The organism is Paraburkholderia sp. BR13439 (genome assembly GCF_040948805.1).
Classification (GTDB): domain Bacteria; phylum Pseudomonadota; class Gammaproteobacteria; order Burkholderiales; family Burkholderiaceae; genus Paraburkholderia; species Paraburkholderia youngii.
This window is the reverse complement of record NZ_JBFPKN010000003.1, coordinates 200,986-225,177: the sequence shown is the minus strand read 5'-3', so window position 1 is coordinate 225,177 and position 24,192 is coordinate 200,986. Positions and strand designations below refer to the sequence as shown.

The 24,192-nt window shown below is 60.6% G+C and carries 22 protein-coding genes and 1 pseudogene; 5 read left to right on the top strand and 18 right to left on the bottom strand.

Going from position 1 to position 24,192, the window contains the following annotated elements:
- Positions 1-22: 22 nt before the first annotated feature.
- From AB3X96_RS07820 to AB3X96_RS07805, 4 genes are all read right to left on the bottom strand, one after another.
- Positions 23-874, bottom strand: a complete 852-nt coding sequence (locus AB3X96_RS07820; protein ID WP_176107607.1) for a carbohydrate ABC transporter permease — start codon at positions 872-874, stop codon at positions 23-25.
- Between the two features lie 27 nt (positions 875-901).
- Positions 902-1,807 (bottom strand): carbohydrate ABC transporter permease, encoded by a 906-nt coding sequence (locus AB3X96_RS07815; RefSeq protein ID WP_368589243.1) that lies wholly within the window; start codon positions 1,805-1,807, stop codon positions 902-904.
- An 89-nt stretch (positions 1,808-1,896) separates the two neighbouring features.
- Complete coding sequence (locus AB3X96_RS07810; RefSeq protein ID WP_368589242.1) at positions 1,897-3,150, bottom strand: ABC transporter substrate-binding protein; 1,254 nt, start codon at positions 3,148-3,150, stop codon at positions 1,897-1,899.
- Between the two features lie 76 nt (positions 3,151-3,226).
- Positions 3,227-4,366, bottom strand: a complete 1,140-nt coding sequence (locus tag AB3X96_RS07805) for an ABC transporter ATP-binding protein (protein ID WP_368589241.1) — start codon at positions 4,364-4,366, stop codon at positions 3,227-3,229.
- Between the two features lie 204 nt (positions 4,367-4,570).
- Here AB3X96_RS07805 and AB3X96_RS07800 point away from each other — a divergent pair, with 204 nt between their 5' ends.
- The gene (locus tag AB3X96_RS07800; protein WP_368589240.1) at positions 4,571-5,587 is read left to right on the top strand and encodes a LacI family DNA-binding transcriptional regulator; all 1,017 of its coding nucleotides are present in this window, start codon (positions 4,571-4,573) and stop codon (positions 5,585-5,587) included.
- Positions 5,588-5,651: 64 nt separating this feature from the next.
- On the opposite strand, the gene AB3X96_RS07795 is transcribed toward AB3X96_RS07800, so the two are convergent.
- Positions 5,652-6,827 (bottom strand): L-rhamnonate dehydratase, encoded by a 1,176-nt coding sequence (locus tag AB3X96_RS07795; protein ID WP_368589239.1) that lies wholly within the window; start codon positions 6,825-6,827, stop codon positions 5,652-5,654.
- A 31-nt stretch (positions 6,828-6,858) separates the two neighbouring features.
- Entirely contained in the window at positions 6,859-8,202 is a 1,344-nt protein-coding gene (locus AB3X96_RS07790; protein WP_368589238.1) for an MFS transporter, read from the bottom strand.
- Between the two features lie 136 nt (positions 8,203-8,338).
- On the opposite strand from AB3X96_RS07790, the gene AB3X96_RS07785 reads away from it, so the two are divergent.
- Positions 8,339-9,274: a LysR family transcriptional regulator gene (locus AB3X96_RS07785; protein WP_368589237.1), complete on the top strand. Its 936-nt coding sequence runs from the start codon at positions 8,339-8,341 to the stop codon at positions 9,272-9,274.
- A gap of 106 nt (positions 9,275-9,380) precedes the next feature.
- Here the strand turns inward: AB3X96_RS07785 and AB3X96_RS07780 are convergent, their stop codons facing one another.
- Genes AB3X96_RS07780 through AB3X96_RS07770 form a run of 3 tightly spaced genes read right to left on the bottom strand, consistent with a single transcriptional unit; the run spans position 9,381 to position 10,829 of the window.
- Positions 9,381-9,833: a hypothetical protein gene (locus AB3X96_RS07780; protein ID WP_176379623.1), complete on the bottom strand. Its 453-nt coding sequence runs from the start codon at positions 9,831-9,833 to the stop codon at positions 9,381-9,383.
- Positions 9,817-10,380 carry a lysozyme gene (locus tag AB3X96_RS07775; protein WP_176367539.1) on the bottom strand — a complete coding sequence of 188 codons (564 nt, stop codon included), beginning with the start codon at positions 10,378-10,380 and terminating at the stop codon, positions 9,817-9,819. Before AB3X96_RS07775 ends, AB3X96_RS07780 begins: the two co-directional genes overlap by 17 nt.
- Complete coding sequence (locus AB3X96_RS07770; RefSeq protein WP_368589236.1) at positions 10,380-10,829, bottom strand: hypothetical protein; 450 nt, start codon at positions 10,827-10,829, stop codon at positions 10,380-10,382. Before AB3X96_RS07770 ends, AB3X96_RS07775 begins: the two co-directional genes overlap by 1 nt.
- A gap of 210 nt (positions 10,830-11,039) precedes the next feature.
- Between AB3X96_RS07770 and AB3X96_RS07765 the strand changes: the two are divergent.
- Positions 11,040-11,141, top strand: a pseudogene (locus AB3X96_RS07765) (RraA family protein); the annotation flags it as partial.
- A 59-nt stretch (positions 11,142-11,200) separates the two neighbouring features.
- Positions 11,201-11,614, top strand: coding sequence for a hypothetical protein (locus AB3X96_RS07760; protein WP_368589235.1), 414 nt, complete (start codon positions 11,201-11,203; stop codon positions 11,612-11,614).
- 22 nt (positions 11,615-11,636) lie between these two features.
- Here the strand turns inward: AB3X96_RS07760 and AB3X96_RS07755 are convergent, their stop codons facing one another.
- Genes AB3X96_RS07755 through AB3X96_RS07740 form a run of 4 tightly spaced genes read right to left on the bottom strand, consistent with a single transcriptional unit; the run spans position 11,637 to position 15,995 of the window.
- Positions 11,637-11,972: a hypothetical protein gene (locus AB3X96_RS07755; protein ID WP_368589234.1), complete on the bottom strand. Its 336-nt coding sequence runs from the start codon at positions 11,970-11,972 to the stop codon at positions 11,637-11,639.
- Between the two features lie 35 nt (positions 11,973-12,007).
- Entirely contained in the window at positions 12,008-13,093 is a 1,086-nt protein-coding gene (locus AB3X96_RS07750) for a sugar-transfer associated ATP-grasp domain-containing protein (protein WP_368589233.1), read from the bottom strand.
- 2 nt (positions 13,094-13,095) lie between these two features.
- A complete protein-coding gene (locus tag AB3X96_RS07745) occupies positions 13,096-14,478 on the bottom strand; it encodes an undecaprenyl-phosphate glucose phosphotransferase (RefSeq protein WP_368589232.1) in 1,383 nt (460 codons plus the stop codon).
- Positions 14,479-14,519: 41 nt separating this feature from the next.
- Positions 14,520-15,995, bottom strand: coding sequence for a mannose-1-phosphate guanylyltransferase/mannose-6-phosphate isomerase (locus AB3X96_RS07740; protein ID WP_368589486.1), 1,476 nt, complete (start codon positions 15,993-15,995; stop codon positions 14,520-14,522).
- Between the two features lie 678 nt (positions 15,996-16,673).
- Here AB3X96_RS07740 and AB3X96_RS07735 point away from each other — a divergent pair.
- Positions 16,674-17,981, top strand: a complete 1,308-nt coding sequence (locus AB3X96_RS07735) for an O-antigen ligase family protein (RefSeq protein ID WP_368589231.1) — start codon at positions 16,674-16,676, stop codon at positions 17,979-17,981.
- Here the strand turns inward: AB3X96_RS07735 and AB3X96_RS07730 are convergent.
- The 5 genes from AB3X96_RS07730 to AB3X96_RS07710 all read right to left on the bottom strand — a co-directional run bounded on the left by AB3X96_RS07730 (position 17,957) and on the right by AB3X96_RS07710 (position 24,180).
- Positions 17,957-19,147 (bottom strand): glycosyltransferase family 4 protein, encoded by a 1,191-nt coding sequence (locus AB3X96_RS07730; protein ID WP_176107590.1) that lies wholly within the window; start codon positions 19,145-19,147, stop codon positions 17,957-17,959. The genes AB3X96_RS07735 and AB3X96_RS07730 overlap by 25 nt on opposite strands.
- A 51-nt stretch (positions 19,148-19,198) precedes the next feature.
- Positions 19,199-20,515: a lipopolysaccharide biosynthesis protein gene (locus AB3X96_RS07725; protein WP_368589230.1), complete on the bottom strand. Its 1,317-nt coding sequence runs from the start codon at positions 20,513-20,515 to the stop codon at positions 19,199-19,201.
- Positions 20,516-20,530: 15 nt separating this feature from the next.
- Complete coding sequence (locus AB3X96_RS07720; RefSeq protein WP_368589229.1) at positions 20,531-21,541, bottom strand: glycosyltransferase family 2 protein; 1,011 nt, start codon at positions 21,539-21,541, stop codon at positions 20,531-20,533.
- A gap of 69 nt (positions 21,542-21,610) precedes the next feature.
- On the bottom strand, positions 21,611-23,062 hold the full coding sequence (locus tag AB3X96_RS07715; protein ID WP_368589228.1) for a hypothetical protein: 1,452 nt from the start codon (positions 23,060-23,062) through the stop codon (positions 21,611-21,613).
- 2 nt (positions 23,063-23,064) lie between these two features.
- Positions 23,065-24,180 carry a glycosyltransferase family 4 protein gene (locus AB3X96_RS07710; RefSeq protein ID WP_368589227.1) on the bottom strand — a complete coding sequence of 372 codons (1,116 nt, stop codon included), beginning with the start codon at positions 24,178-24,180 and terminating at the stop codon, positions 23,065-23,067.
- Positions 24,181-24,192 lie beyond the last annotated feature (12 nt).

Here is a 24,192-nt window from a genome sequence, read left to right as displayed (position 1 = left end):
TCAATCGTGTTTCAAGCGCCGGTTAGCCCTTGCTTGCGCCGAACGTGAGTCCGGCGACGAAGTGCCTTTGCATTCCGAAGAACATCAGCACCGAAGGCAATGCGGCCAGCACCGAGCCCGCCGCGACCAGGTTCCACGCGGTCGTCCATTGCCCTTTCAGCGCGGCGACGCCGACTGTGATCGGCGCGGCGTCGTCGCCTTGCGTCAGACACAGCGCCCAGAAGTAGTCGTTCCACACGAACGTGAACACGAGGATCGCGAGCGCGGCGAGCGCGGGGCGGATCAAAGGCAGCACGATGCGCAGATAGATCGTCCACTCGCTCGCCCCTTCGACGCGCGCGGCCTCGATCATCTCGAACGGCAGCTGCTTGATGAAATTGCGCAGAAACAAGGTGCAAAAGCCGGTCTGGAACGACACATGAAAGATCACCAGCGCCCACACGGTGTTGAACAGGCCGAACTTCAGCGCCATGTCGCGCACTGGAATCATCAGGATCTGGATCGGCACGAAATTGCCGGCGACGAACGCCAACAGCACGGCCGTGTTGCCCGGAAAGCGATACGTCGCCAACGCGAAACCCGCCATCGACGCGAGCACGATCGCGCCGATCACCGAAGGCACCGTGATCAGCACGCTATTGGCGAAGTAATGCAGCATCGGCGTTTGCGTGAGCGCGGTGCCGTAGTTCTCCAGCAGCGCGAAGTGTTTCGGCCATGTCCAGTAGTCGCCCTGCGACAACTCGTCCGTCGAGCGGATCGAGGTCAGCAAAACGGCGAGCATCGGCAGCAGCCAGATAAACAGCGCAAGCGGCAGCGAAGCCTTGTAAAGCGTGCGATTCAGCGGTTTCCAGCGTTCGACGGGAAGCGGATACATGAGCTGGTACTCCTGACGTACACAGAATCAGCGTTCCTCGCGCAGCATGCGGCGCAAATGGAACACGATATAGACGAGCATGATCGCGAACAGCACGACCGCAATCGCGGCGGAATAGCCTTCGCGGTAATACTTGATCGCCTCGTCGTACATGAAATAGGCGAGCACGGTCGAACTGTCGAACGGACCGCCGCCGCTCATCACCGCGATCAGATCGAAGCTGCGCAGTGCGCCGATCACGGTCAGCACCACCGCCATGAAGGTGGCGGGCCGCAGTTGCGGCAGGATCACGTGCCACAACAGTCGCAGCCCTTTTGCGCCTTCCATGCGCGCCGCTTCGACCACCTCGGGATTGATGCCGGTGAGTCCGGTCAGATACAGGATCATGCAGAACGGTGCCTGCGGCCACAGCGCGGCGAAGATGATGCCGAACGTGACCGTGTGCGGATCGCCGAGCACCGGAATGCCGCGACCGACGATCAAGCGCAGCAGCCCGAACGTCGGATCGTAGAACCAGCTGAACACAAGGCCAACTACTACGCCCGACAGCACAAACGGCGCGAAAAACAGCGATTTCACGACGCGCATGCCGCGCACATGCTGGTTCAGATACAGCGCGAACAACAGACCGAGAGGCGGCGCGAGCAGAAACAGCGCAAGCCAGATCAGGTTGTTCTTCAGCGCCGTGTAGAACGTATCGGACCGGAACAGCTCGACGTAGTTGGCAAGACCCGCGAAGGTCTTCGGCGTCATGCCGTCCCAGTTGTAGAAGCTCAGTGAAATACTGCTGATGATCGGATAGATCACGCACAGCGTGAACAACGCACAGCCGGGCAGCAGAAAGAAAAACGCTGCGCGATGCTGATGACGGCGCGTCGTCGAGACGCGACGGTGCCGCGCCGCGGGCAAGCGGCGCGCTGCGGTATGAGACATGGAACGGCCTCGTCGGAAATCGAAGGCGGAGTTGACCCAGAAGCGGGGCCCGCAAGCCGGCCGCACTCACGCGGCCGGCGCCGTGGGACTTACTTCTGGTAGATGCGCTTGCGGGTCGCTTCGAGATGAGCGAGCACGCTGTCGAGTTGCGACGGATCGCTGTAGAACTGCTGCATGGCCTTCATGCCTTCGTCTGCCATTTCCTTCTGCATGTCGCGATCGTAGAACTGCGCGATGCCGCCCTTCGTGTTCGCGAGCGTCTGGAAGCCGACCTTCGAGATCGCGTCTTCAGGCGGAGCGGCCTGGCTGTTCGACGGCAACTGTCCCCAGCCCTTTGCGAGTTCCGCGTTGATCTTCGGCGTCTCCATGAACGCGAGCAGCTTGCGCGCGTCGGCCTTGTTCTTTGCCTTCGCCGGGATCAGCAGCACGTTGACGGGACCGTCTTCTGCCATCGGCACGTTTGCGTCGATCACCGGAAAGCGGAAGAAGCCGATCTGATCCTTGACGGACGGCGGGAAGCTCGCCGAGAAGAACGTGCCCATCAGCATCATCGCGGCCTTGCCGTTGTTCAGGATCGGGCCGATCGAATCGACGTCGTACGACAGCGCGTTGTCGATGAAGTCTTTGTTGTCGAGCAGCGTCTTCCACGTCGTGTAGACCTTCTTCACGCGCGGATCGGTGTACGGAATTTCGCCGGCCATCAGCTTCTGATGGAACTCGTTGCCGTTGATGCGCAGATCCAGATAGTCGAACCACGCGGCCAGCGTCCAGCTATCACGTGCGGCCACCGCGATCGGCGCGACACCGATCGCCTTCAACTTCCTGTTGGCTTCGAGCAGTTCGTCCCACGTTTTCGGCTCGCTCTTGATGCCGGCCTTCTCGAACAGATCCTTGCGATAGAAGAAGCCGTACGCGTCATAGCCGAGCGGCGCCGCATACTGCTTGCCCTTGTACGTCGATGCGTCCTTGACCGACGCATACTGCTGCGACCAGCCGTTCTTCGCCCAGTCCGAGCTCAGATCTTCGAGCAGACCACGTTGCGCGTAATAGGCCATCCGCTCGCCGTCGTGCCACGACACGACATCGGGCGGATCGGTCGCGAGCCAGCCGCCCATCTGCACCTTGTACGCTTCCTCGGTCACGTAGGTGATTTTCAGGTCGATGTCGGGATTGGCTTTCTTGAACTGATCGAATGCGTCCTGCCAGGTCGAGCGCTGATTACCGCGCGCCGATACGTTGACGTTCAGCGTAGCCGCGTCGACCACGGCACTGCCGAGCGCGCCGGCTACCACGGCGGCGGCGATCGATACCTGGGCAAGACGGCGAAGGCGAAGAGCAATCATCTATGTCTCCTTGTCTACCTGTTGACCGGCTACGCAGCGTGGCCGGCGATGTAACCCGCTCTATGGCGGAATTCGGTCAGGCGGCCGCGCGTTCCGGTTCGAACGTGCTACGCCGCAGCGCGAGCCCCTGTTCGTCGAACAGATGGCAAGCAGCGGGCGGCACGTGAACGCGGATGCGTTCGCCCGCGCCGAGCGGCGTATCGCCGGGCGCTTTCGCGATCAGCGTGCCGCCTGCATGATCCGCGTGGATATAGCTGTGCTCGCCGAGCCGCTCCGACAGCACGGTCGCGCACTGAATGAACTGTTCATCGCCGTCGAGCCGCAGATGCTCCGGGCGCACGCCGAGCGTGACGGGCTGGCCGCGTTGCAGCCGTTCTCCATCGACGTCCGCGACGAGGTTTTGCGCGCCCGCCGCCAGCGCCACCGTCACTCGGCCCGGCTCGATCGATTCGACCGCTGCATCGATGAAGTTCATGCGCGGCGAGCCGATAAAGCCCGCGACGAAGCGCGACTTTGGCTGGTGATACAGCTCGAGCGGCGCACCGCTCTGCGCGATGCTGCCGAAGCGCTCGGCATCCGCGCCCGCATGCAGCAGCACGATGCGATCGGCGAGCGTCATCGCTTCGACCTGATCGTGCGTGACGTACACCACGCTCGCGTTCGCGAACCTCTGATGCAGACGCGCGATCTCGACGCGCGTCTGACCGCGCAGCGCGGCATCGAGATTCGACAGCGGCTCGTCGAACAGAAACACGCCCGGCTCGCGCACGATCGCGCGGCCGATCGCGACGCGCTGCCGCTGGCCGCCCGACAGCGCTTTGGGATGCCGGTCGAGCAGGCTGTCCAGTTGCAGAATCCGCGCGGCTTCACGCACCTTGCGCTCGATCACGTCCTTCGGCTGCTTCGCGAGCTTCAATCCGAACGCCATGTTGTCGAACACGGTCATGTGCGGAAACAACGCGTAGCTTTGGAACACCATCGCGACGCCGCGCTCGGCGGCCGGCACGTCGTTGACGAGTCGCCCGCCGATATGCAGCTCGCCTTCGCTGAGGTCCTCGAGACCAGCGATCATCCGTAGTAAGGTTGACTTGCCGCAGCCCGACGGGCCCAGGAACACGCAGAACTCATGCTGCGCGATCTCCAGATTCACGCGCCGGATCACCGGCGGATGGTCGCCGTAGGCCTTTTGCACATCGCTCAAACGAATCGTCGCCATGCTGTCTCCGCCTTGATTTAACCGCTTAAATTTTCGCCGAAATAAAACGCCCGGGCCTTGTGCGGGCGGCATTTAATCGCTTAAATTCGAGTTCGACGGAAAAAGTCATGGCAGGTGTCTCCGTTACGTTTTTGGGAAAGTTAGCAATCTCGCGGGTCGTTTGCAACATTTGAATTGACCTCCCTAAATCTGGGATAACCCAACATGGTCACGTTGTCCGAAGTCGCGAAACGCGCGCAGGTTACCGCCGCCACCGTCTCCAACGTGCTGCGCAATCGCGAGAAAGTCCGCCCTGAAACGGCTGAGCGCGTGCTGCAGGCGATCGCCGAGCTCGGCTATCGGCCGAACCTTAATGCGCGAGCGCTCGCCGAAGGCCGGTCGTCGACGCTCGCACTGATGCTGTCGAACATCTCGAACCCGTTCTATCCGGAGTTCGTGCTCGCCGCCGAGCGCGCGGCGCGCAAGACCGGCCACTTCCTGATGGTTTGCAATACTGACGACGACGCCGAAATCGGCCGCGCGTATCTGAATCAGATCGCCGGCACGCTCGCCGACGGCGTGCTCGTGATGAACACGGACATCACGATCAACGACCTGTGCGCATCGGCGACACATAGCGCGCCGATTCTGCTTGCGATGTGGGAGCACCCAGAGTCGCCGCCCGCGCTACCGTGCATCGCGGTCGACTTCGCGCGCGCGGGCGAATTGGCCGCGCGGCATCTGCTCGGACTCGGCCATCGCGAGATCGGCTTGCTGATCGGCGACGGCTGCGGCGGTTTGCAGGACGCGCGCTCGAACGGTTTTCGGGCGGCGATGCGCGCGGCCGGCTTCGAAGCCGACGCGGCCGCGGTGCTGCAAATTCGCGACTCGATCGACGCCGGCTTCGCCGCCTGCATGGAGCTGATGGCGAATCGCCCGCAACTGAGCGCGATCTTCGCGACCAACGACCTGCTCGCGATTGGCGCGATCCAGGCGTTGATCACGCTCGGCCGCTCGGTTCCCGGCGACGTGTCGGTGATCGGCATCACCGACATTCAGCTCGCGCATCAGGTGCATCCGGCGCTGACCACGGTCGCGATTCAAACCGCGGCCGTCGCGGAGTTGTCGATCCAGAGTCTGATCCGTTTGATCCAGACGCCGGAGCGGCAGCCGTCGATGGTGCTCGGGCCGCCGCCCGAGCTGGTGGTGCGTGCTTCGACCGGGCCGCGCAGGAAACGCTGACGCGCCTTAGCTAGCTCGCTCCATCGCCATCTGCGTGACGACACTTTCCTTCGTCTCTGTCGATTCATTCGACGATGTTGAAATCGGCAAGATACTTGTCGCTCAATTGGATGCCCAGGCCCGGCACGTCGTCCGACAGTTGCAGATAGCCATTTTCCGGTTGCGGCTCGCCTTCGAAGATGTAGTAGAACAATTCGTTGCCCACTTCGACGTCGAACACAGGGAAGAACTCCGACATCGGACTCGCGGTGCTCGACATCGTCAGGTGATAGTTGTGCATCTGCCCCGCGTGAGGGATAACCGGCACCGACCACGCTTCGGCCATCGCATTGATCTTGCGTGCCGCCGTGATGCCGCCCACGCGATTCGTGTCGTACTGGATCACGTCGATCGCGCGGCGTTCGAGCAGATCCTTGAAGCCGTAGCTCGTGAACTCGTGCTCGCCGCCCGACACCGGCATCAGGTTCATCTTCTTCAGCTCCTGATAGCCTTCGATGTCGTCGCCGATCACCGGCTCCTCGATCCAGCGCGGATTGAATTCTGCGAGGCGCGGCAGCATTCTGCGCGCGTATTCGAGCGTCCAGCCCATATAACATTCGAGCATGATGTCGACTTCGTCGCCGGCCAGTTCACGCAACAGGCGCACCTGTTCGATGTTTTTCGCCATGCCTTTCGGGCCGTCTTTCGGGCCGTAGCCGAAGCGCATCTTCATCGCGGTGAAGCCGGTGTCCAGGTAGCCTTGTGCTTCGCCGAGGAACGCATCGCGGTCGTCGTTGTTATAGAGCTTCGACGCGTAACACCAGATCTTTTCTTTCGTGCGGCCGCCGAGCAGCTTGAATACCGGCTTTTTCACGGCCTTGCCCATGATGTCCCACAGCGCGATATCGATCGCGGAGATCGCCGCCATGCCGATGCCTTTGCGGCCCCAGGCGAGCGTGCGGCGATACATCTTCTGCCAGATGTACTCGTTGTCGAACGGATCTTCGCCGATCGCGATCGGCACAAGGTATTCGTCGATGATCTGCTTCGCGATGCGCGGCGCGAGCGCGCAATTGCCGATGCCCACCGTGCCGTCGTCGCATTCGACTTCGACGACGAGCCAGCCGTGAAAGCGGAATGAACCCATCGCGTCGCCGCGCTCGTACAGAATATCGACCGCGTTCGTGCAGAAATGCGCTTGCGGTGGGACGACTTTGCCTTTCCACTCGAAAACACGCGTACGGATATGCTTGATCTTCATGTTCGACGATTTCCTTCTAAGAGTCGGTGAGTCAGTGGCCCGTGCGTTCGCCGAGCGGGCTATTGCGATGAGAGACGGAACTGGAAGCGGAAGCGGACGTGAAGCGGAACGTCAGCAACAGCAATGCGCCGATCAGGCCGACCACCGCGAGCGAGAACATCCCCGCCTGCGACGAGCCGATCGCGCGCTCGGCCAGCCCCTTCAGGTTCGGTGCGACGAAGCCGCCGAGATTGCCGATCGAATTGATCAACGCGATGCCGCCCGCGGCTGCGGCGCCGCCAAGGTAACCGGTGGGTAGCGTCCAGAACAGCGGCTGCACGCAGACGAAACCGATCGCGGCGAAACAGAACGCGGCAATCGCCAGCGTCACCGACGACGTCATCGCGGACGCGGCAATGCCGATCGCCGCGAGCGCGAGCATCGCCGCGGCCCAAATACGGTGATGACCGTGACGGTCGGCGTAGCGCGTCACGCAGAACGTCCCGATGATCGCGGCGATCCACGGAATCGCGGTCAGCAGTCCGACCTCGACGCCGACATGGCCACCGCTCGCGAGCCCGGCGATGCGCGTCGGCAGATAGAACACGACACCGTACACGCTCATCTGCACCGCGAAGTAGATCAGGCCGCAGAACAGCACGCGCGAGTCGCGCAGCGCCGCCAGCACCGAAGCCGGACCATGCGCGAGCTTCTGGCGGTCTTCCTGGCGCAATGCGTGATCGAGCGCATCACGCTCATCGGCATAGAGCCAGCGCGCCTCGACGGGCCGGTCGGTCAGATAGAAGTAAGCGACGACACCCACCGCCGACGCCGCGAGCCCCTCGACGACAAAGAGCCACTGCCACGGATGCATGCCAAAGGGATTGCCCGCATCGAGCAGCAGACCCGATATCGGGCTGCCGAGCAACAGCGCGAGGGGGAAGCCGAAATAGAACATCCCCATCGTCTGCGAGCGCGTTTTCGCGGGAAACCAGTTCGACAGGAACAGGATGATGCCCGGGAAGAAACCGGCTTCGGCGATGCCGAGCAGCGTGCGCAGCACATAGAAGCTCGTGGCGCTGTCGACGATGGCGGTGCACGCGGACACGATGCCCCACGTGACCATGATGCGGCTCATCCAGACGCGCGCGCCGAAGCGGTACATCAGCAGGTTGCTCGGCACTTCGAACACCGCATAGCCGACGAAGAAAATGCCGGCGCCGAAGGCGAACGCCGCGTCGCTCAAGCCGGTGTCGGCCCGTAGCACGTTCTTCGCGAAGCCGACGTTCGCGCGGTCGATGAACGCCAGTACGTACATCAGGATCAGAAAAGGCAGCAGCCTCGTGCGCGCTTTGGTAATCGCGCTGTCGAGCGCGGGGCTCGCGGTCATCGTCATGCGTCGTCTCCAGTTTGGTCTTGTCAACGCGAACGGCGTCGCGATTGCCGTTCTGCAATAAGCGCTAGTGTGCGAAACTATCCGATAACTGACCACTGAATAATTCGTATCGGCCGATTCCTTAAAGTTATCGCTCATGATCCCGCCCGCCTCCACCATCCGCAAGCGTCTGCGCCTACGTCATCTGCAACTGATGGTCGCGCTGTCGGAAACCGAATCGCTGCGACGCGCCGCGGACGATCTCGCGATGACCCAGCCCGCAGCGACCAAGGCCTTGCAGGAACTCGAAGACACGCTCGGTGTATCGCTGTTCGTGCGACATGCGCGCGGCATGGAGCCGACGATCTTCGGCGAGGCCGTGATGCGCTATGCGCGTGTCGTGTTCGAGGATCTCGACGAGCTGCGCGAGGAGTTGGCCGGCATCGAGGCCGGCGATATCGGCAAGGTACGCATCGGCGCGGTGATGGCGCCGTCGCCCGAATTGCTGACGCACACGATCGTCAAGCTGAAGGAGGCGCATCCGCGCCTGCAGATGGCGGTCACGATCGACACCAGCGACGTGCTGGTGCAGTCGCTGCAACAGGATCAGCTCGATATAGTAATCGGTCGGATTCCCGATGGTTTTCCGGCACTCGACCTGAGCTTCGAGACGTTGGCGGAAGAGGCGCTGTCGATCGTCGTGCGGCCCGATCATCCCGCCGTGAAAACAGGCAAACAAGCGCGGACGCGGCCGAAGCTCGCGGACCTTGCGCGCTATTCGTGGATCATCCAGCCGCATCCGAGCCCGATGCGCCAGGTCATCGATCAAACGTTTCGCGAGTCGCGCGTCGCGCCACCGGTCAGCACGGTCGAGACGTCGTCGATTCTGACCACGCTGTCGTTACTGCGCGATTCGGACATGCTCGCCGTGCTGCCGAGTTCGGTCGCGCAGTACTACGTCGCGCTCGATGCGATCGCCGCGGTCGCGACGCCGTTGCGCGGCCGGCTCGCACCGTATGGGCTGATTCTGCGCAGAAACCGGCGCGTCACGCCGGCGATGCAACTGGTCATCGATTCGATTCGTGCGGCGTGAGGGCTTCTGTGAAACGCTGCTATTCGACGTCTCGGAGGAGAAGAACTATTTCATCGTCGGTGTTCACGGTCGGCACAAATTCATCGCGTCACTCTAGCAATCCTTGTTACCGACCTCTTCGAAGTAACCGATTGACTGCAGCACATTTTGGAATTTTTGACGTTTCCATATCTTCGGGACAAGACAGCCACTTATAGAACTCCAGTTCCTGCGAAGCGATATTTAAGCGGCATTCCGCAACCTGAAAACCCGTATCGGGAGCATAGCGATCACTCCACTCGTTAAACGAATAAGCAATCAATGTACAGTCCGATGACATTCTTTCATTCCAGATTCCAAAATTCTTGTCGAGAGCAATCTGTTTATCTCCAGTCGTACCTTTCCTGATGCCTCGATACAGCTTCTCTGCGTTCGCGAGAATTTTTTCTGTGTCGGCGTTGGTGCAGGCAAGAAAATCGTTTCGCGTTTTTGCCTTCTCTTCACATGCCGTATCCGCCAACGCTGAAATAGACGCCGATATCATCAGTACCGCCCCGATGGTTTTAATGGCTGTGGTCATAATTTCCTTCTTTGAAAAGACTGCCTTCTGAGCGACGACGCTTGATCAGTCCACGCGGCCGCACACCGCCAGCCATCGTATATTCCAAAAATTTGGCCGGCACGCGGTCATAGTGACCCGAGTTAACAAGACTCAACAAGCCAGCGTTACCACTTGGAAGGTTATATACAAAGCAAACGAGCGCATCGTACTCGTACTGATATAGTGGAACGCGAATCTTTCTATTTAGAATGTGCTCAGGGTAATCAAGGTCAAGCAGCAACAATTCTCGGGCCTCGGCAATTGTTATGCCATTGCGAAATTGCGCTTCAGACACCGCCCCTGATATTGGCCCCATATGAACCAGATGTCCATACCCAATAGTTGCATTACCTCCTTTACCTGCACCGTCGTTGTCGTAAATATGTGGCTTGAAAGCTTCCCAGCCTGCAATGAAAGTTATCCCTTGCTGCGATATCTTCCATGGCTTGCAGAGTCTGCCCGAATGGACAGTCACGCATGAATTCGGATTGGTATTCGTTATCGCTGTTCCAAGTGCGTCGGGCATTACGCGTCCTCTCGGTGACCAAGATAAATAGATATGGATTGAGGGCCGTTCGTTTTGTAGCGTTTAGTGCGCCCCAAACCATCTGTAACGCCGTGTGCGAGCGAACCAGACGGCAGACGAACCGTGTAATACGTGTCGCGCATAATCCGGCCGCCAGCAACTTTGAGTGTGTATTGCTCGTCGTGAGTCCGATCGTTCGACGTTAGCGCTGACTCTGCCTTGCGTTCGCGACAATTGCACGTCCATGCATATCCCAGGGCCTCGGCCATGGCGTAACCGGTTGGAAGCGAGCGGAGCTTATCGAATGGAAAGAACTCCCCAGTTTCGGCGTTCAAGGCCATTGCGGATGGCATTGGGGGAAAATTGGAATATATCGAATAGGTAATGCGGCAAACCCCGCATACTTCCTCCTCAACGCTCCAAGTGTTTTGCTGTCTCTGTTGCTCCATTGAAGTCCTCATCAGGTTTCGGGGTGATGCCCCGAGAATTGACACCTGAAACGGACCACGGTCAACCGTTTTAAATTGGGATAAGCCGTTTTTGACAACTATTTACAATGATGTCGCGTATCTTATTTTTATTGCATATCCTGCTTAGGCGGCATGACTAGAAAAAGGCGGCATTGAGCCGCCCCCTGATCGTCAGGAATTGACGGCCCCGGCACCGCATTGACGACCCATACACGCCCCGGCGACAATCTCGCGATCCATCGCGCGTTCGAATTCTGCCGCTCCGGCGACCTGCTCCTGATCGACGGTGCGACTCGCGACGCAGCGCGACCGGATGATGAACGGCTCATGAACCCCTTGCTACTAGCCACATGGCGCACTACCTGAACACTGCAACCATTCTCGACCTCGCGCGTGCGGCGCAGCGGCGCCTGGAACAACAACGCGCCGCCGCGCCTTGCGAATGCACGCGCACTCCCCTCGACGGCTGGCAATCGCAACCGCTTTCACTCGACGAAACCTTGTTGGAGGAGATCGGCACGCTGATGCCGGAAGACGATCCGGAGCCGACCTTCAGCGAATATCTGCCCAATAAAACGAGCTACTGGTCGGCCGATGCGCCGATCGCGCCGCGCTATTTCCCGTACAACCGCTGCGGCGTATGGCAATGCTCGACGTGCGGGCGACTGTACTTGCGCTACGTCGAAGGCGGCGGTTACTTTGTCGACCGCAGGATTCGCGCGGTGAACGCGGATCTGATCGCGGACGTGCCGCTGCCCGCGTAACGCGGTTTGCCATCGCCACGGTTCAGGCATCGTCCCTGTCCGCGCGTGCGACACCCAGCAGTTCTTTGACGCGCCGCGCGAGATTCGACAGCACGCTGTCGGGGCGCGCCGCAGCCTGCTGTCTATGCGGCATATGCTGCAGATCGTGCCAATCGGTATCGAGGGCTCTGGCGTGACCGTCGGCGCTGAACGGCCATTCGACCACCACCGCGCGCAAACGCGCGGCACGCGAGCCTCTTTCGGCGCGATCGATATACGCATTGATCGCCGACGCCTCGTGCCGCGCCGATTCCTCCGAATCGACGGCGATGAAGTCGTTCAGCCCTTCGATGTGGACGCACCATAACTGTTCGCTCACGTCGCGTCTCCCGCTGCGTTTATTGTCCTGCCCGGTCAGACCGGTGGCAGCCGTCCAAAGTCAGGTTCGGCCCTGAGCCGTTCCCAGTTCAGATCCGCGAAGCACGGGCCTTGCGTCGCCTCGCTGAATTTGACGTCGTTGTGCTTGCCGTTCCACTCCATCAACTTGACCTGGTCGTTCGCGTCGACCGTGAGATCCCAGCCGATGCAGCGCGCAAACGGAATCTTCCTGTGCAGGCGCAGCACGGTCGCCATGCATTTGTCGAAACACGGAATCTTCACGCCCGCAAAGCGCACGCCCGAGTCCGGATGCGCGTCTACCGCGCCCCAGTCGCTCATATACCCCAGGTCGCAGAGTTCGCCCGTCTCCAGATTGACCGACACACATATTTCGCGATTCGCCAGCACATGCGTATCTTTGGCTCTGCCGAGGCGCAAGTAGCAGGCTCGAACGGAAATGTGGCCGGTGTCGTCCACCACGGTCGTGAAGCGCAACGTCGCCACCGGTTTCGAAGCAAACGCCATGAACAGACTGTGCTGGTCGATGAAAGTCTGAATCACGCCATTGCCGAGCGACCTGATGACCGCGGGGTCGAAGTTGGCACGGTCGAAGAAGTAGACACCATTGCCCTGTCCGGAACCGTCGAGCTTGAATGCGACGCGCTCGGTATGCTCGAACACGACGTCCTTCAGGTCGCGCTCGGGTACCACGACGCTTTTGTCCGTAAAGAACAGTCCGTTGGCAAAGTACGCCAGGTCCGGCAATTCGTCGCCGTCGAATATCAGCCGTGAAATCGGCTTAAGGCTCGAAATCTTGCCGTACCAGCCTTTCAGATGCGGCACGACGACGATCCCATAGTAGTTGTCCGGAATCCAGCCTTCCTTGAATGTGCCGCAAAACGCGGTATAAACGCGCAGCCAGGGCGCGTAGACCGGGTCGCCGAACACGTCCCGCGCATAGGCGTCCGCGAGCCGCAGGTTGTTCGGGTCGGCCTTGCCATATCTGCTTTCCAGTCGCTCCAATATTCTTCTCGCCTGCATGCCGTGATCGTGGTGAAAGCGGTAAAGCGAGACCCGCTTTGCTGATCGTCTCACTACGTTTTCAACTCCGGATAGCATCATGCTTAGTACGCGTTTGGATGATGAAGCCCCTTGAAAATCGTGGCCAGAATGATCTTCATGTCGAGCCAGAATGACCAGTTGCGCAGGTAGTACAGATCGTGTGCAACACGGCCTTCCATTTTTTCGAGGCGATCGGTCTCGCCGCGATATCCGTTGATCTGCGCCCAGCCGGTAATGCCGGGTTTGATCCGATAACGTTGAATATAGCCCGACACGATGTTCTGATAGAGATCGTCATGTTCGAGCGCATGCGGACGCGGCCCTACCACCGACATATCGCCGCGCAGCACGTTGAAGAACTGCGGCAGTTCGTCGAGACTCGTGCGGCGCAGGAATGCACCGACGCTGGTGATGCGTGGATCGCCGCGCGTCGCCTGTTCGAGAATGCCCGGCTTCTGCTCGTGCAAGCGCATCGTGCGGAACTTGTAGATCGTAAATACTCGGCCGTCGGCGCCTTTGCGGCGCTGCTTGAAGAATACCGGCCCGCGCGAACTCAGTTTGACGGCTATCGCGCAGCCCAGCAGGATCGGCGAGATCGCGATCAAAGCGACGAGCGCGAACAGACGGTCGAACAGGTCTTTCTGCACCAACGCCTTGGGCGGCAGCGGCGACGCGGCGAGATTGATCGTCGGCAAGCCGAGCAACTCGGTCATGCTGCCTTCGAACAGCGCAAGCGAGCGCACGTCGGGCATGAAGCGCACATTGATCAGGTCGTTGCGAAACTCCGCCACCAGCTTGAGAATCGCGCGCTCCTCGGTGAGCGGCAGTGCCAGCCACACTTCGCCGATCTGCTGCTCGCGCACGTAGCGAGCGAACGCGGACTGTTCTTCGAACATCTGCACCGACGGGTGCGGCGGCACGCAACAGTCGGGGTGCAGGTTATACAACGCATTCGCGCGAAAGCCAGCAGCGGGCGAGGTCTCGATCTTGCGAATGATCTCGTCGCAATGATCGCCGCACGCCGCCACCGCGACCTGCTGCAAGTTCATCCCCGCATGACGCATGCGGCCGAGCAGCGCATGCGTGACCAGCCGGCCGGACATCATCGCGGCGCCCGAAATGCCGGTCCAGTACACGAACCAGAGCCGCGACACGATGTCGATCCGGTGCAGCGAGAACATCAGCACCATCGCGCACGCCTGCACGACGAGCCAGCCGAGCGCCACCTGGCTCGCCAGCACTCTTTTCGAGCGGCCCCGCCAGGACTCGTATACGCCGAGCGCCGGAAAGACCGCGAGAGCAAACGCCGCGGCAAAAGCGACGAACGCGAAATAGAAGCTCCGTTGCGAGCCGCCGTCGAAGCGCACCTGTGAGGCCGCGAAGGCCCCAGCCACGATCATCGCGACGTCGAACGCTCTCGCCAGCAGACCAGTCAGCAATCGCATCACAGCCCCCTCATAGGACGTATCAGGTCGACTTCGTCGCATCAGCCACAACGCCCGTACTTGTCGTCGAAACGCACGATGTCGTCTTCGCCGAGATAAGTGCCGGACTGTACTTCGATGATCTGCAGCGGTACGCGGCCCGGATTTTCGAGCCGATGGCGAACACCCAGCGGGATGTAGGTCGATTCGTTTTCGCCGAGGAGAAACTGCTCTTCTCCACGCGTGACGAGCGCGGTGCCGCACACCACCACCCAATGCTCGGCGCGATGATGATGCATCTGCAACGACAGACGGCCGCCCGGCATCACGACGATGCGCTTTACCTGAAAGCGCTCGCCATGATCGATCGAGTCATAGAAACCCCACGGGCGACGGACTTTTCTGTGAGCATCGGCTTCCGGTGACTTCTCGGCCCTGATCCGCGACACGAGTCCCTTGATGTCCTGCACATGCGAGCGATCCGCGACGAGCACCGCGTCGTCGGTTTCGATCACGATCATGTTGTCGGTGCCGACGCAAGCGAGAAGCCTGCCTCCTTGCGAGCGTGCGTAGGTCGCGGTGGCTCCTTCGAACAGTACGCGGCCGCTGGCCGCGTTACCGCACTCGTCCTTCTCCATCGCTTGCCACACGGCATCCCACGAGCCGAGATCGGACCACCCCGCTTCGAGCGGCACCACCACGCCCGAAAACGCCGACTCGGGTTTGCCTAGCTGTTCCATCACCGCATAGTCGATCGAGTCGGACGGCGAACCGAGAAACCCGTCGGCGTCCGGCATGATGCATTCTTCAGTCTTCTTCGCGTCGCGATACGCCTGAATGCAGGCCGTGTGCATGTCCGGCTGAAACTGCTGGATGACCGAAAGCCACACCGACGCCCGCACGACGAAGATGCCGCTATTCCACCAGTAATTGCCCGACGCGACGTACTGGGCCGCGAGTTCCGCAGCGGGCTTCTCCACGAAGCGCTCGATGCGACGCGCGCCGTCGGGCAATGCATCGCCGAGCCGGATATAACCGAAGCCCGTATCGGCCCGTTCGGGCGGCACGCCGAGCGTGACGATCGCGCCGTTGCGCGCATGCGTTGCGGCGATGTCGAGCGAGTGATGCAGCGCTTCCAGATTCGCGATCGCGTGGTCGGCTGGCATCGCGACGAGGATCGCGTCTTCGTCTTCGGTGCATGCCGTCAGCGCGGCAAGCGTCAGTGCCGGCGCGGTATCGCGACGCGCGGGCTCGACCACGATCCGCGCGTTCACGCCGATCTCGCGCGCCTGTTCGTAAGTGGCGAAATAATGCTCGGTGCCGCAGACGATCACCGGATCGGCCGCGACGTTCCATGCGGCATCGAAGCCCGCCATGCGCCCCATGGTCGCTTGTAGCAAAGTCTGCTTACCGATCACGTCGATCAGTTGCTTGGGAAACTGTTCGCGCGACACCGGCCACAACCGGGTGCCGGAACCACCGGCGAGAATCACCTGCACGAGCGTCGGGAAATCCGACTCGGCGGCATCCTGTCGCATCGTTTCGACATCCACTGCGGCTGCTGCCGCGGTAACCTTACCCATCGCAAACTCCTTCGCATTGAAACCGGCTCGGGAACGCGTCTTCCTGGACGACACCGCACAACGCGGTGTGCCGCGATCCACGCAAATACCGTCTGATGTGATTTATCGACAGGGCGTCCGCGTCAAACGGACCGGACCAGTAGTTCAGTTCACAGTGATAGAGGCACGCGCCGACGGCAATCCGGCGCGAGCTGGAAGTACAGAAACTGACTGGCCGAATCGCAGTGATCCGCTCGACAACGACGACCGGAAAACGATTTGAAAACGAAAGAACGAATGTGGCAACGACGTACATCGGATCTGGTCGACGTCGTGCCCCGATGAATTCATCATAGTGAGAGCGCCTTGCGACACAGGCCATCTGGCGCGAAGCGCGGAAGTTTTGGCGGCGCTCGCGGACCGGATTTCGCAAGCTTGCGAACGAGCTTGCACTTCTATTGCAGTGCGCACGATGGAAATAAGCAGCGACACGTGCTACCGTTTAATGAACGTCCCGTGGCATTCCTGTCAAAGACAAACAGCTGTGTGATCCGCACGGCCACACTGTAAGTCTTTCGCTGTTCCCAATCTCGCCATCATCCAGCGCATGGGCACAACCCCAACCGGCGCGCCATCCGTTTTTCTGGAGCTGCAATGGCCTATCTTTCGCTACTCGCACTTTTCATGACGGTCACGAACTTCGTGCCCATCAGTGCGATAGGCTTCGTCCCGCTTGTATTGCTGGCATGGCGCTTTTACGGCCGCACTTATCCCGCGTTCATCACGCCGCTTACCGCTTTCACGGTGCTCGCGATCATCTCGACGTTGCTCTATGATCCGCAGTCATTCCTCGAATTCGACTTCTATCGGCGCGACGGCAATTTCTTCATCTCCTATCTGCCCATTTTTGCCGGTTGCGTGTATGCGCACCGCTGGGATCTGAATAAGGTGCTGCGTTCGTTGTTCATCTTCGCAGTCGTCATCAATCTGCCGATGTACGCGTACTACATCGCCACGAACGGGCTGTTCAGCATCTTTATTCACCCTAACGACACCTTCGGCAGCTACTTCATTGCCCGTAACGCGGCCGGCGGCTTCCTCGCGATGCTGTTCTGTCTCGGCGTAGCGTGCTACCTGCAAAAACGCAGCAAGCTGATAATCGCGCTGCTGTTCTGCACTACGCTGATGCTGTTTTCGACCTACAGCCGCGGCTCGCTGCTCGGCGCGGTGGCCGTTCTGCCCTACCTGTACTTTGGCCGCAAGCGCTGGATTCTCGGTACGCTGATCGCCGTGCTGCTGATCGCCTCGGCCGCCATCGCGATCTACCATACCCAGCCGAACGTCGACTACATGGGCTATACGTTCGCGATTCACGCCAACGACGCCAAGGTCAACAACCTCAACATCCGCTACGAGTGGCTATGGCCACGAGCGCTCGCGTATTTCGTGCAAAGCCCGCTCGTCGGTCTCGGCTTCGGCTCGTTCGACGATCATATCGGCAGCCTCACCTCGTACTTCCATCTGTTCGCGGTACCGTCCGACATCGTGATCGAGCACAGCGACTCGCACGCTCACAACTCGTACCTGAATATTCTCGCCGAGCTCGGCGTCGTGGGCTTGACGCTGATCCTCGCGTTCTTCTGGAAACTGGTGGAATGGAGCAAGCAGGGGGCGGCGTATGCCGCGTTGGTCGAGGGGGGCCGCCACTTCGCGGCGTTCCGCTTCGTCGAGATTTCGTCGGTATGCCTGCTGGTGATGTCGGCAACCGAACATCGACTGGTCACGCCGTCGAATGTATTGATTCTTTCTCTTGTAATCTCGCTGCTGCTAGCCGCGCGTCCGCTGGCGGCCACTGCGTTCAGGCCCGGCCCGCGCGGTGCGCGCAAGGCGGGCGTCGTGGGTGCGCGAGCTACACAGCCCGTGCCCCGGCGCCCGACTCACGGCGCAACGTCGGCAAGATGACGTTCTTCGGCCGGCAGCGACTGACTCGGCGCATAGGGAAGGAACTGCTCGACGCACGCATAGGGGAGCCGGGCATCGACGAAGCCCATCAGCGCCTTCTTGAAGTTCTCAGACGAAAAACGCTCGGCATTCTTGCGGCACACACGTGCATCGAATAAGGCGGCGTTGCTCTCGAAACGGCTAACGGCTTCGAGCAAGGACGCGGTGCTTTGCTCGCCGAAGAAGACCCCGGTGGGCCGCTCGAGAGGCAATCCCACCACCGATTCAAGCGCGCCGCCGCGGCCGAAGGCAATCACCGGTGTACCGCATGCCTGCGCTTCGACCACGGAAATGCCGAAATCCTCTTCCGCCGCGAACACGAATGCACGCGCGCGCCGCAAATGATCGACCAGCACGTCGGACGGCTGATGCCCGAGGATCTTGACGTTGTCGCCGGCCACCGCTTTGATTTTCTTCATATCGGGACCGTCGCCGATCACGACCAGCTTGCGCTCGGGCGTTTGCGAAAAAGCCTGAACGATCAGATCAATACGCTTATAAGGCACCATCCGCGACGCCGTCACGTAGAAATCCTCTTTCTCCGTACCAATGGACATATTCGCCAGATCGACTGGCGGATAGATCACGGTCGCTTCACGCTGATAGGCCTTTCTGATTCGCCGTGCAATGAACTGGGAATTAGCAACGAGATGATCGACGCCGTTCGCAGAACGCGAATCCCAGCCGCGAATGTAATGAAGCAGCACTCGCGCCAACGCGGAGCGCAGTCCCCTGTCGAGATGGGATTCGCGCAGGTACTGATGTTGCAGATCCCACGCATAGCGGATCGGCGAATGAATGTAGCTGATGTGTACCTGGTTCGGCCCGGTCAACACGCCTTTGGCGACCGCGTGGGAGCTCGAAATGACGAGATCGTAGCCGGACAGATCCACCTGCTCGATAGCAATCGGCATCAACGGCAAATAGGCGCGGTATCGTCTTCGCGCAAATGGCATCTTCTGGATGAAGGACGTATTGACGGACTTCCCCTTCACGCAATCGCGGTCTTCGAGAAAATCGACAATCGAAAAGACGTCCGCATCCGGGAAGCACTCGATGATGTTCTTCAATACTTTCTCGGCGCCGCCGGACACTACCAGCCAATCGTGAACAATAGCGACTTTCACTTCGACCTCCTGTGACAATCCACCCAAACTCCCGCACACCCACGCGCCACTTCAATCGTCTTTTGCGCCGCCCGCTTGCGTACGAAGCCCACACACCACCCGCACCCGCGCGAGCGCCCGCTCGGCGCCGGGCAACAGCCCCACCAGCTCGAGGCGAATCAGCACGCTGAGCAGCGTGACCGAGAGCGCTGCTTCGCCGATCACCCGAGCAGAGGCCATGCCAATCGCGCCGAAACGCGGCGCGAGAACGAGCGCCGCCACGAGATTGACCAGCGCCGAGGCGACGCCCGCAATCGCGAGTACCCGGTCTTTCCTGCGCGGTACGAATACGTAGAACGCGACGAACTCATTGAAGGCCGCGAACGGGAACATCCATGCAAATACCTGCAATACGTGCACACTCGGCTCGAACGCGGCGCCGAGAATCAGCGGCAACACGAAAGGCGAAAGCGTTAACGCGCCGCACAGCACGAGCACGCCATAGCCGAGCAGCAACAAGGCGCCGCGCCGCGTCGTTACATGCGCACCCGTCTTGTCGCCCTGCGCGAGTTGCCGGGTTATCGTCGGAATAAAGACTTGCGCCGCGGGGGCCATCAGGCTCAGACCGATCGTCGCGAAACGCTCGGCCGCGCCGAAATAGCCGACCTCCGCGGGCGTCGAGAACAAGGTCAGCAAATACGTCGACGATGCCGTCAGCACGACGGAGCCGGACGAAAAGCAGAACAGCATCGTCGACCTGCGCACGAGCGGCAGGACGCCGGAAAACGCCAGACGCGGCCAACCGAGTTGCCACGTCGTCAAACCATACGCAATGACCAGCGACGCGACGCCCGCAATCAGCAGGCTCGCCAACACCCATACGGCGTCGTTCGGACCTTTGACGAGCGCCAGCACCAGCACGAGACTCAGCGCGAAGCCGAACACTTCGATCATGATCGGCGTGCGAATCTGCTGCCGCCCCTGAAACAGCCAGCCGAGATTGCACGCCGACACGATCCCTAGCAGGGTTGCGAGCATGCCGATCAGAGGCTGCTCCGCCAACAACGGTGAGCAGAACGTCGCAACGATGCCGATGCCCGCGCCAATCACGGCGAGTGTCAGCCGCGCGCTGACATGCAGCGAATAGATCGCATTGCATTCCTGAGTCGACTGCGCTTTCGCCACCTCGCGCATGCCGACGAAGGTGAAGCCGAAGCCGACGAACATCCATATCACGTTCATCAGCGACATCGACGCGAGTACCCGGCCGTATTCGGCCACGCCAAGCACCCTGCCATAGAACGGCACCACGATCATGAGGTACACGTACCTCATGAAATAGCCGGCGTACACAAATACGATCAGGTTGGTGCTCGTTCGTCTATCCATGCCGTCCCCCTTCGCCTAGCGTCCTGCGACGCGACGGCGCGCAAGCGGGTTCGCGATATAACGCACCGCGAAATCCGACAGCGGCGAGTACGGCACGAGACACAGGCTCGACAGTACGAGCGTGCCGAGCTTCTTCTTCAGGCTCCAGAACGGATTTGCAATGATCGTGTGCAGATAGTTGCGCGAATCGCGGAGCATCCAGTGCCAACGCCTGAAAAACGTCGCGCGATAAACGGAAGAGCAGAATGTCGCTTTCTCGTGTGAAAAGTCGAGAAATGTGGCCGGTAATTCAATGTCGAGGCGGTCTTTTGCAATATTGCGCAGAATGGCCCAGCGCATGTTGAACGCGCGCGGCGCTTTCGTCAGTTGTTCCGAGTTTGCGAACGACACCGTTTCACTGCCCGCGTTATGCACACGATAGCCGCCTAGCGACTTCGACAAAGTCGCGATCGGTCCAGCCAGCGCGACGCCATAGATCGCGTAAAAGTCCGCGCCATAGCGATTCACGCCCTCTTCGGGGACCGGGAAGATCTGCTTGAGCGCACTCACCCGGTAAGCGTTGCCAGACGCGGGCGGCGACGGATAGAGCCAACCGCCGCGCAGCAGACCGCTGCAGTCGGGGGGCGGCTCGCTGTTCGGCACGTAGGCACCCGTCAATTCTCCATTGCTGTCCATCACGTCGAGGCGGAATTGCACCTTCGCCCACTCGCCGTTCTCGAAGAAGCGCATGACCTCGGTGACTGCGGATGGGTACAGCACGTCATCCGAATCGAGCAAGATCACAAACTCGGTGGTGAGCGACGCGATTGCATGGTTGTAGGCGGACACCTGTCCGCCATTTTTCTTGTACACCGACACGACGCGGTCGCCGTAGCCTTCGATGATCGCGCGTGACCCGTCGGTCGATCCATCGTCGACGATCATGACCGTGGTCGCCGGATAGTCCTGCGCGAGCGCCGAGTCGATCGCCGCCGCCAGATAGTGCTCGTAGTTGTAATTGCAAATCGCAATGGTGACCTGTTTCATGATGTGTCAACGCTATCCATCAGGTTCGGTCCGCCGGCTCCCGGCGGCCGCAAAGTTCGCGAAATCTCGCTATGCCACTGCCTGCGCCGCACTCCGTACCACCAGATAAGCCAGATGTTTGGGCGGATTGTTACCAGCACCATTCACCTTGTCGGGTACCTTGAATCGCACGTTCATCAAATCGTTGTCCCAACTCAATGCAACATTGTCCGGTGCGCTCGCCTCGCCACTCACCGCGTCGATGAAATCGGCCTTTACCGCATGCGAGCGCAGCGTCTGCAGCCCGCCGATGGAAATGTTCTGCCAGCCCGCGCTGCTGCTCACCTGCATCACCAGGTCGTTGCCGGAAACCAAAGCATTTGCAGCAACACCCGGACCGCATTGCAGCGGCTTCGAAAAACTCGCCAGATGCCCACCCACGGTTTGTCGCAACACGACCAAGCTTCGACCGGAAACGTTGTAGGTTCGTTCGGGCGGACCGGGATGCGTGAGACGATACGGTTCATAGCCCTCCCAGTGATAGATCATCGACAGGTACTTATTCGGATCGTCCCAGTTCCTGCCCAGCGCCCACACCGCGAAGTCGAAGAAATAGCGCGGCAAATAGTGCGGGTCTTTGATGTACTCGTTGCCGATCTCGGTTTGCCAGAAGCCGCGCGCGGGACCGTTCTTCACGTACCTCTGGTACAGCGGTTCCATGTCGGAGACCGGCAAATAGTGCGTGTCGATATAGTCGACCCAATCGAGCATGCGCTCTTTCAATGCCGGACTGCGATATTCGAGCCAGCGGTAGAAGTTGTCGAGGCCGCCCTGGTCGGGCCAGCCGCCATACACCACGTACGCGTGATGACTGCGAATGATGCGGGCGGCCGGAATATGAACCCGCTCGACGTAATCCTGCATCGCGCTCTCGTACGGTTTCGAGCGTTTTTCGTCCTTGCTGAACCCGGGGCCGCGCCAGAACACCGACTGCTGCAAGCCGCCGGACAATTTTCCAGCCGCCTCGTTCCAGATCTGGAAATAGCGCAGGTTATAAGGCGGCGCCGAATACTTGCGGACCACCGCCTCGACGTACTGCTTCCATGCATCCACGTCGACGGGTGCCGAATTGCTTTCGCCCGGCACACTCGCATTCCATCTCGGCGTAAAGCCGAGCATCAGCAGCGAACCGATTCCATTGCGTTCATTTCGCAACAGTCTGGACGGCAGATCGACATCGTACGCCGAGCTGGTTTTGTCGATGCGCATCGGCTCGCCGCGCCGATCAGGTTGGCCCGGGCCGACCGTGTCGCGCCCCCAGCTGATGCCCATCGCTCGCCACATCTCGATGTCGGCAGCCGATCCGGCCCAGCCGTTCACGCCGATCAGATCGCTCATCATGCGGCCGCGCGCGTGCGCAGGGTCCTGTACCAACGCGAGAGCGGGCCTGATATCCGACAATGGCGCGGCCGCGCCCGCCGCCAACGCGGCGAGTGTGCGCAACGCACGTCTTCTGCCAGCACGGGTCTTGATGCGATCCATCGCTAGCTCGCTGACGCGCGCGGTGCCAGTTCAGGCAGCCGCTCGCCGGTCTTTACATCGAGGATTTCGAGCACTTGTTGCGCCGCGCGCTCCCAGCGAAACTCGCGCGCATGCAGCAGCCCAGCGCTGCGGTATTGTTGGCGCAGATCGGCGTCGCTCATCATCTGCTCGATCTTTGCGGCGATGTCGTCCGCGGAGGCCGCGTCGCAGTACATCGCGGCATCCCCGCACGCTTCCGGTATCGACGTACGCGTCGACGCGATCACCGGACAGCCGCAATACATCGCTTCCAGAGGCGGCAGGCCGAAGCCTTCGTACAACGACGGAAACACGAGGCATCCAGCGTTCTGGTAGAGCCCCTTCAGCTCCTCGTCGGACACGAATCCGGCCCACACCACCTGCCGCGACTGCAGCTGATGCTCAACGCCCGCACTGCTGAAGATGCGCGGATACTGTTTTCCCACGATGACGAATTTCACGTCGCGCAGATGCCCGAGCCGCGCAATTGCGTCCAGCACGCCGCGCAGATTCTTGCGCGGGTCGAGACTGCCGACGATCACGCAATACGCGTCCTTGTTCAACTCGAGCCGTTGCAGCACCGACGGGTCGGCCACGATCCGGTCGAGATGATCCGCGCCGGGCGCCACCACTTTCACACGCGATTCGTCGATCTTCAGGTGATGGCAGATCCGCATTTTCGAATACGTCGACACCGTCAGAACGATCGGATGCGTGCGCGGCAATAGCGTGAAGACGATGCGATACCAGAGCCGGAATTTCCTCGAAAAGCCTTGCGGCACGTCGAAGACGGCCATGTCGTGAACCATCACGACCTGACTGTGCTTGAACAGCGGATTCGTATTGCACAGACTGAGCAGTGTGATCCCGCGAGCAGCGATCGGCAGCGTGATCTGCTCCCACAACGTGCCACGCAGCCACGGAAAGCGCCGCTGCGGTCTGAGCAGCGCCCCGGGCTCGACTGCGTTTTGTGGCACGAACAATTCCGGTTCGTCACCGGGCGCGGCGCGCATCTGCATGGCTCTCGTCAGCTCATACGCCACGCGTTGAACCCCCGTGATGGACTGCGAAGTAAACTTTCCGTTGATTGCAAAGGCCATCTGGTTCTCCGT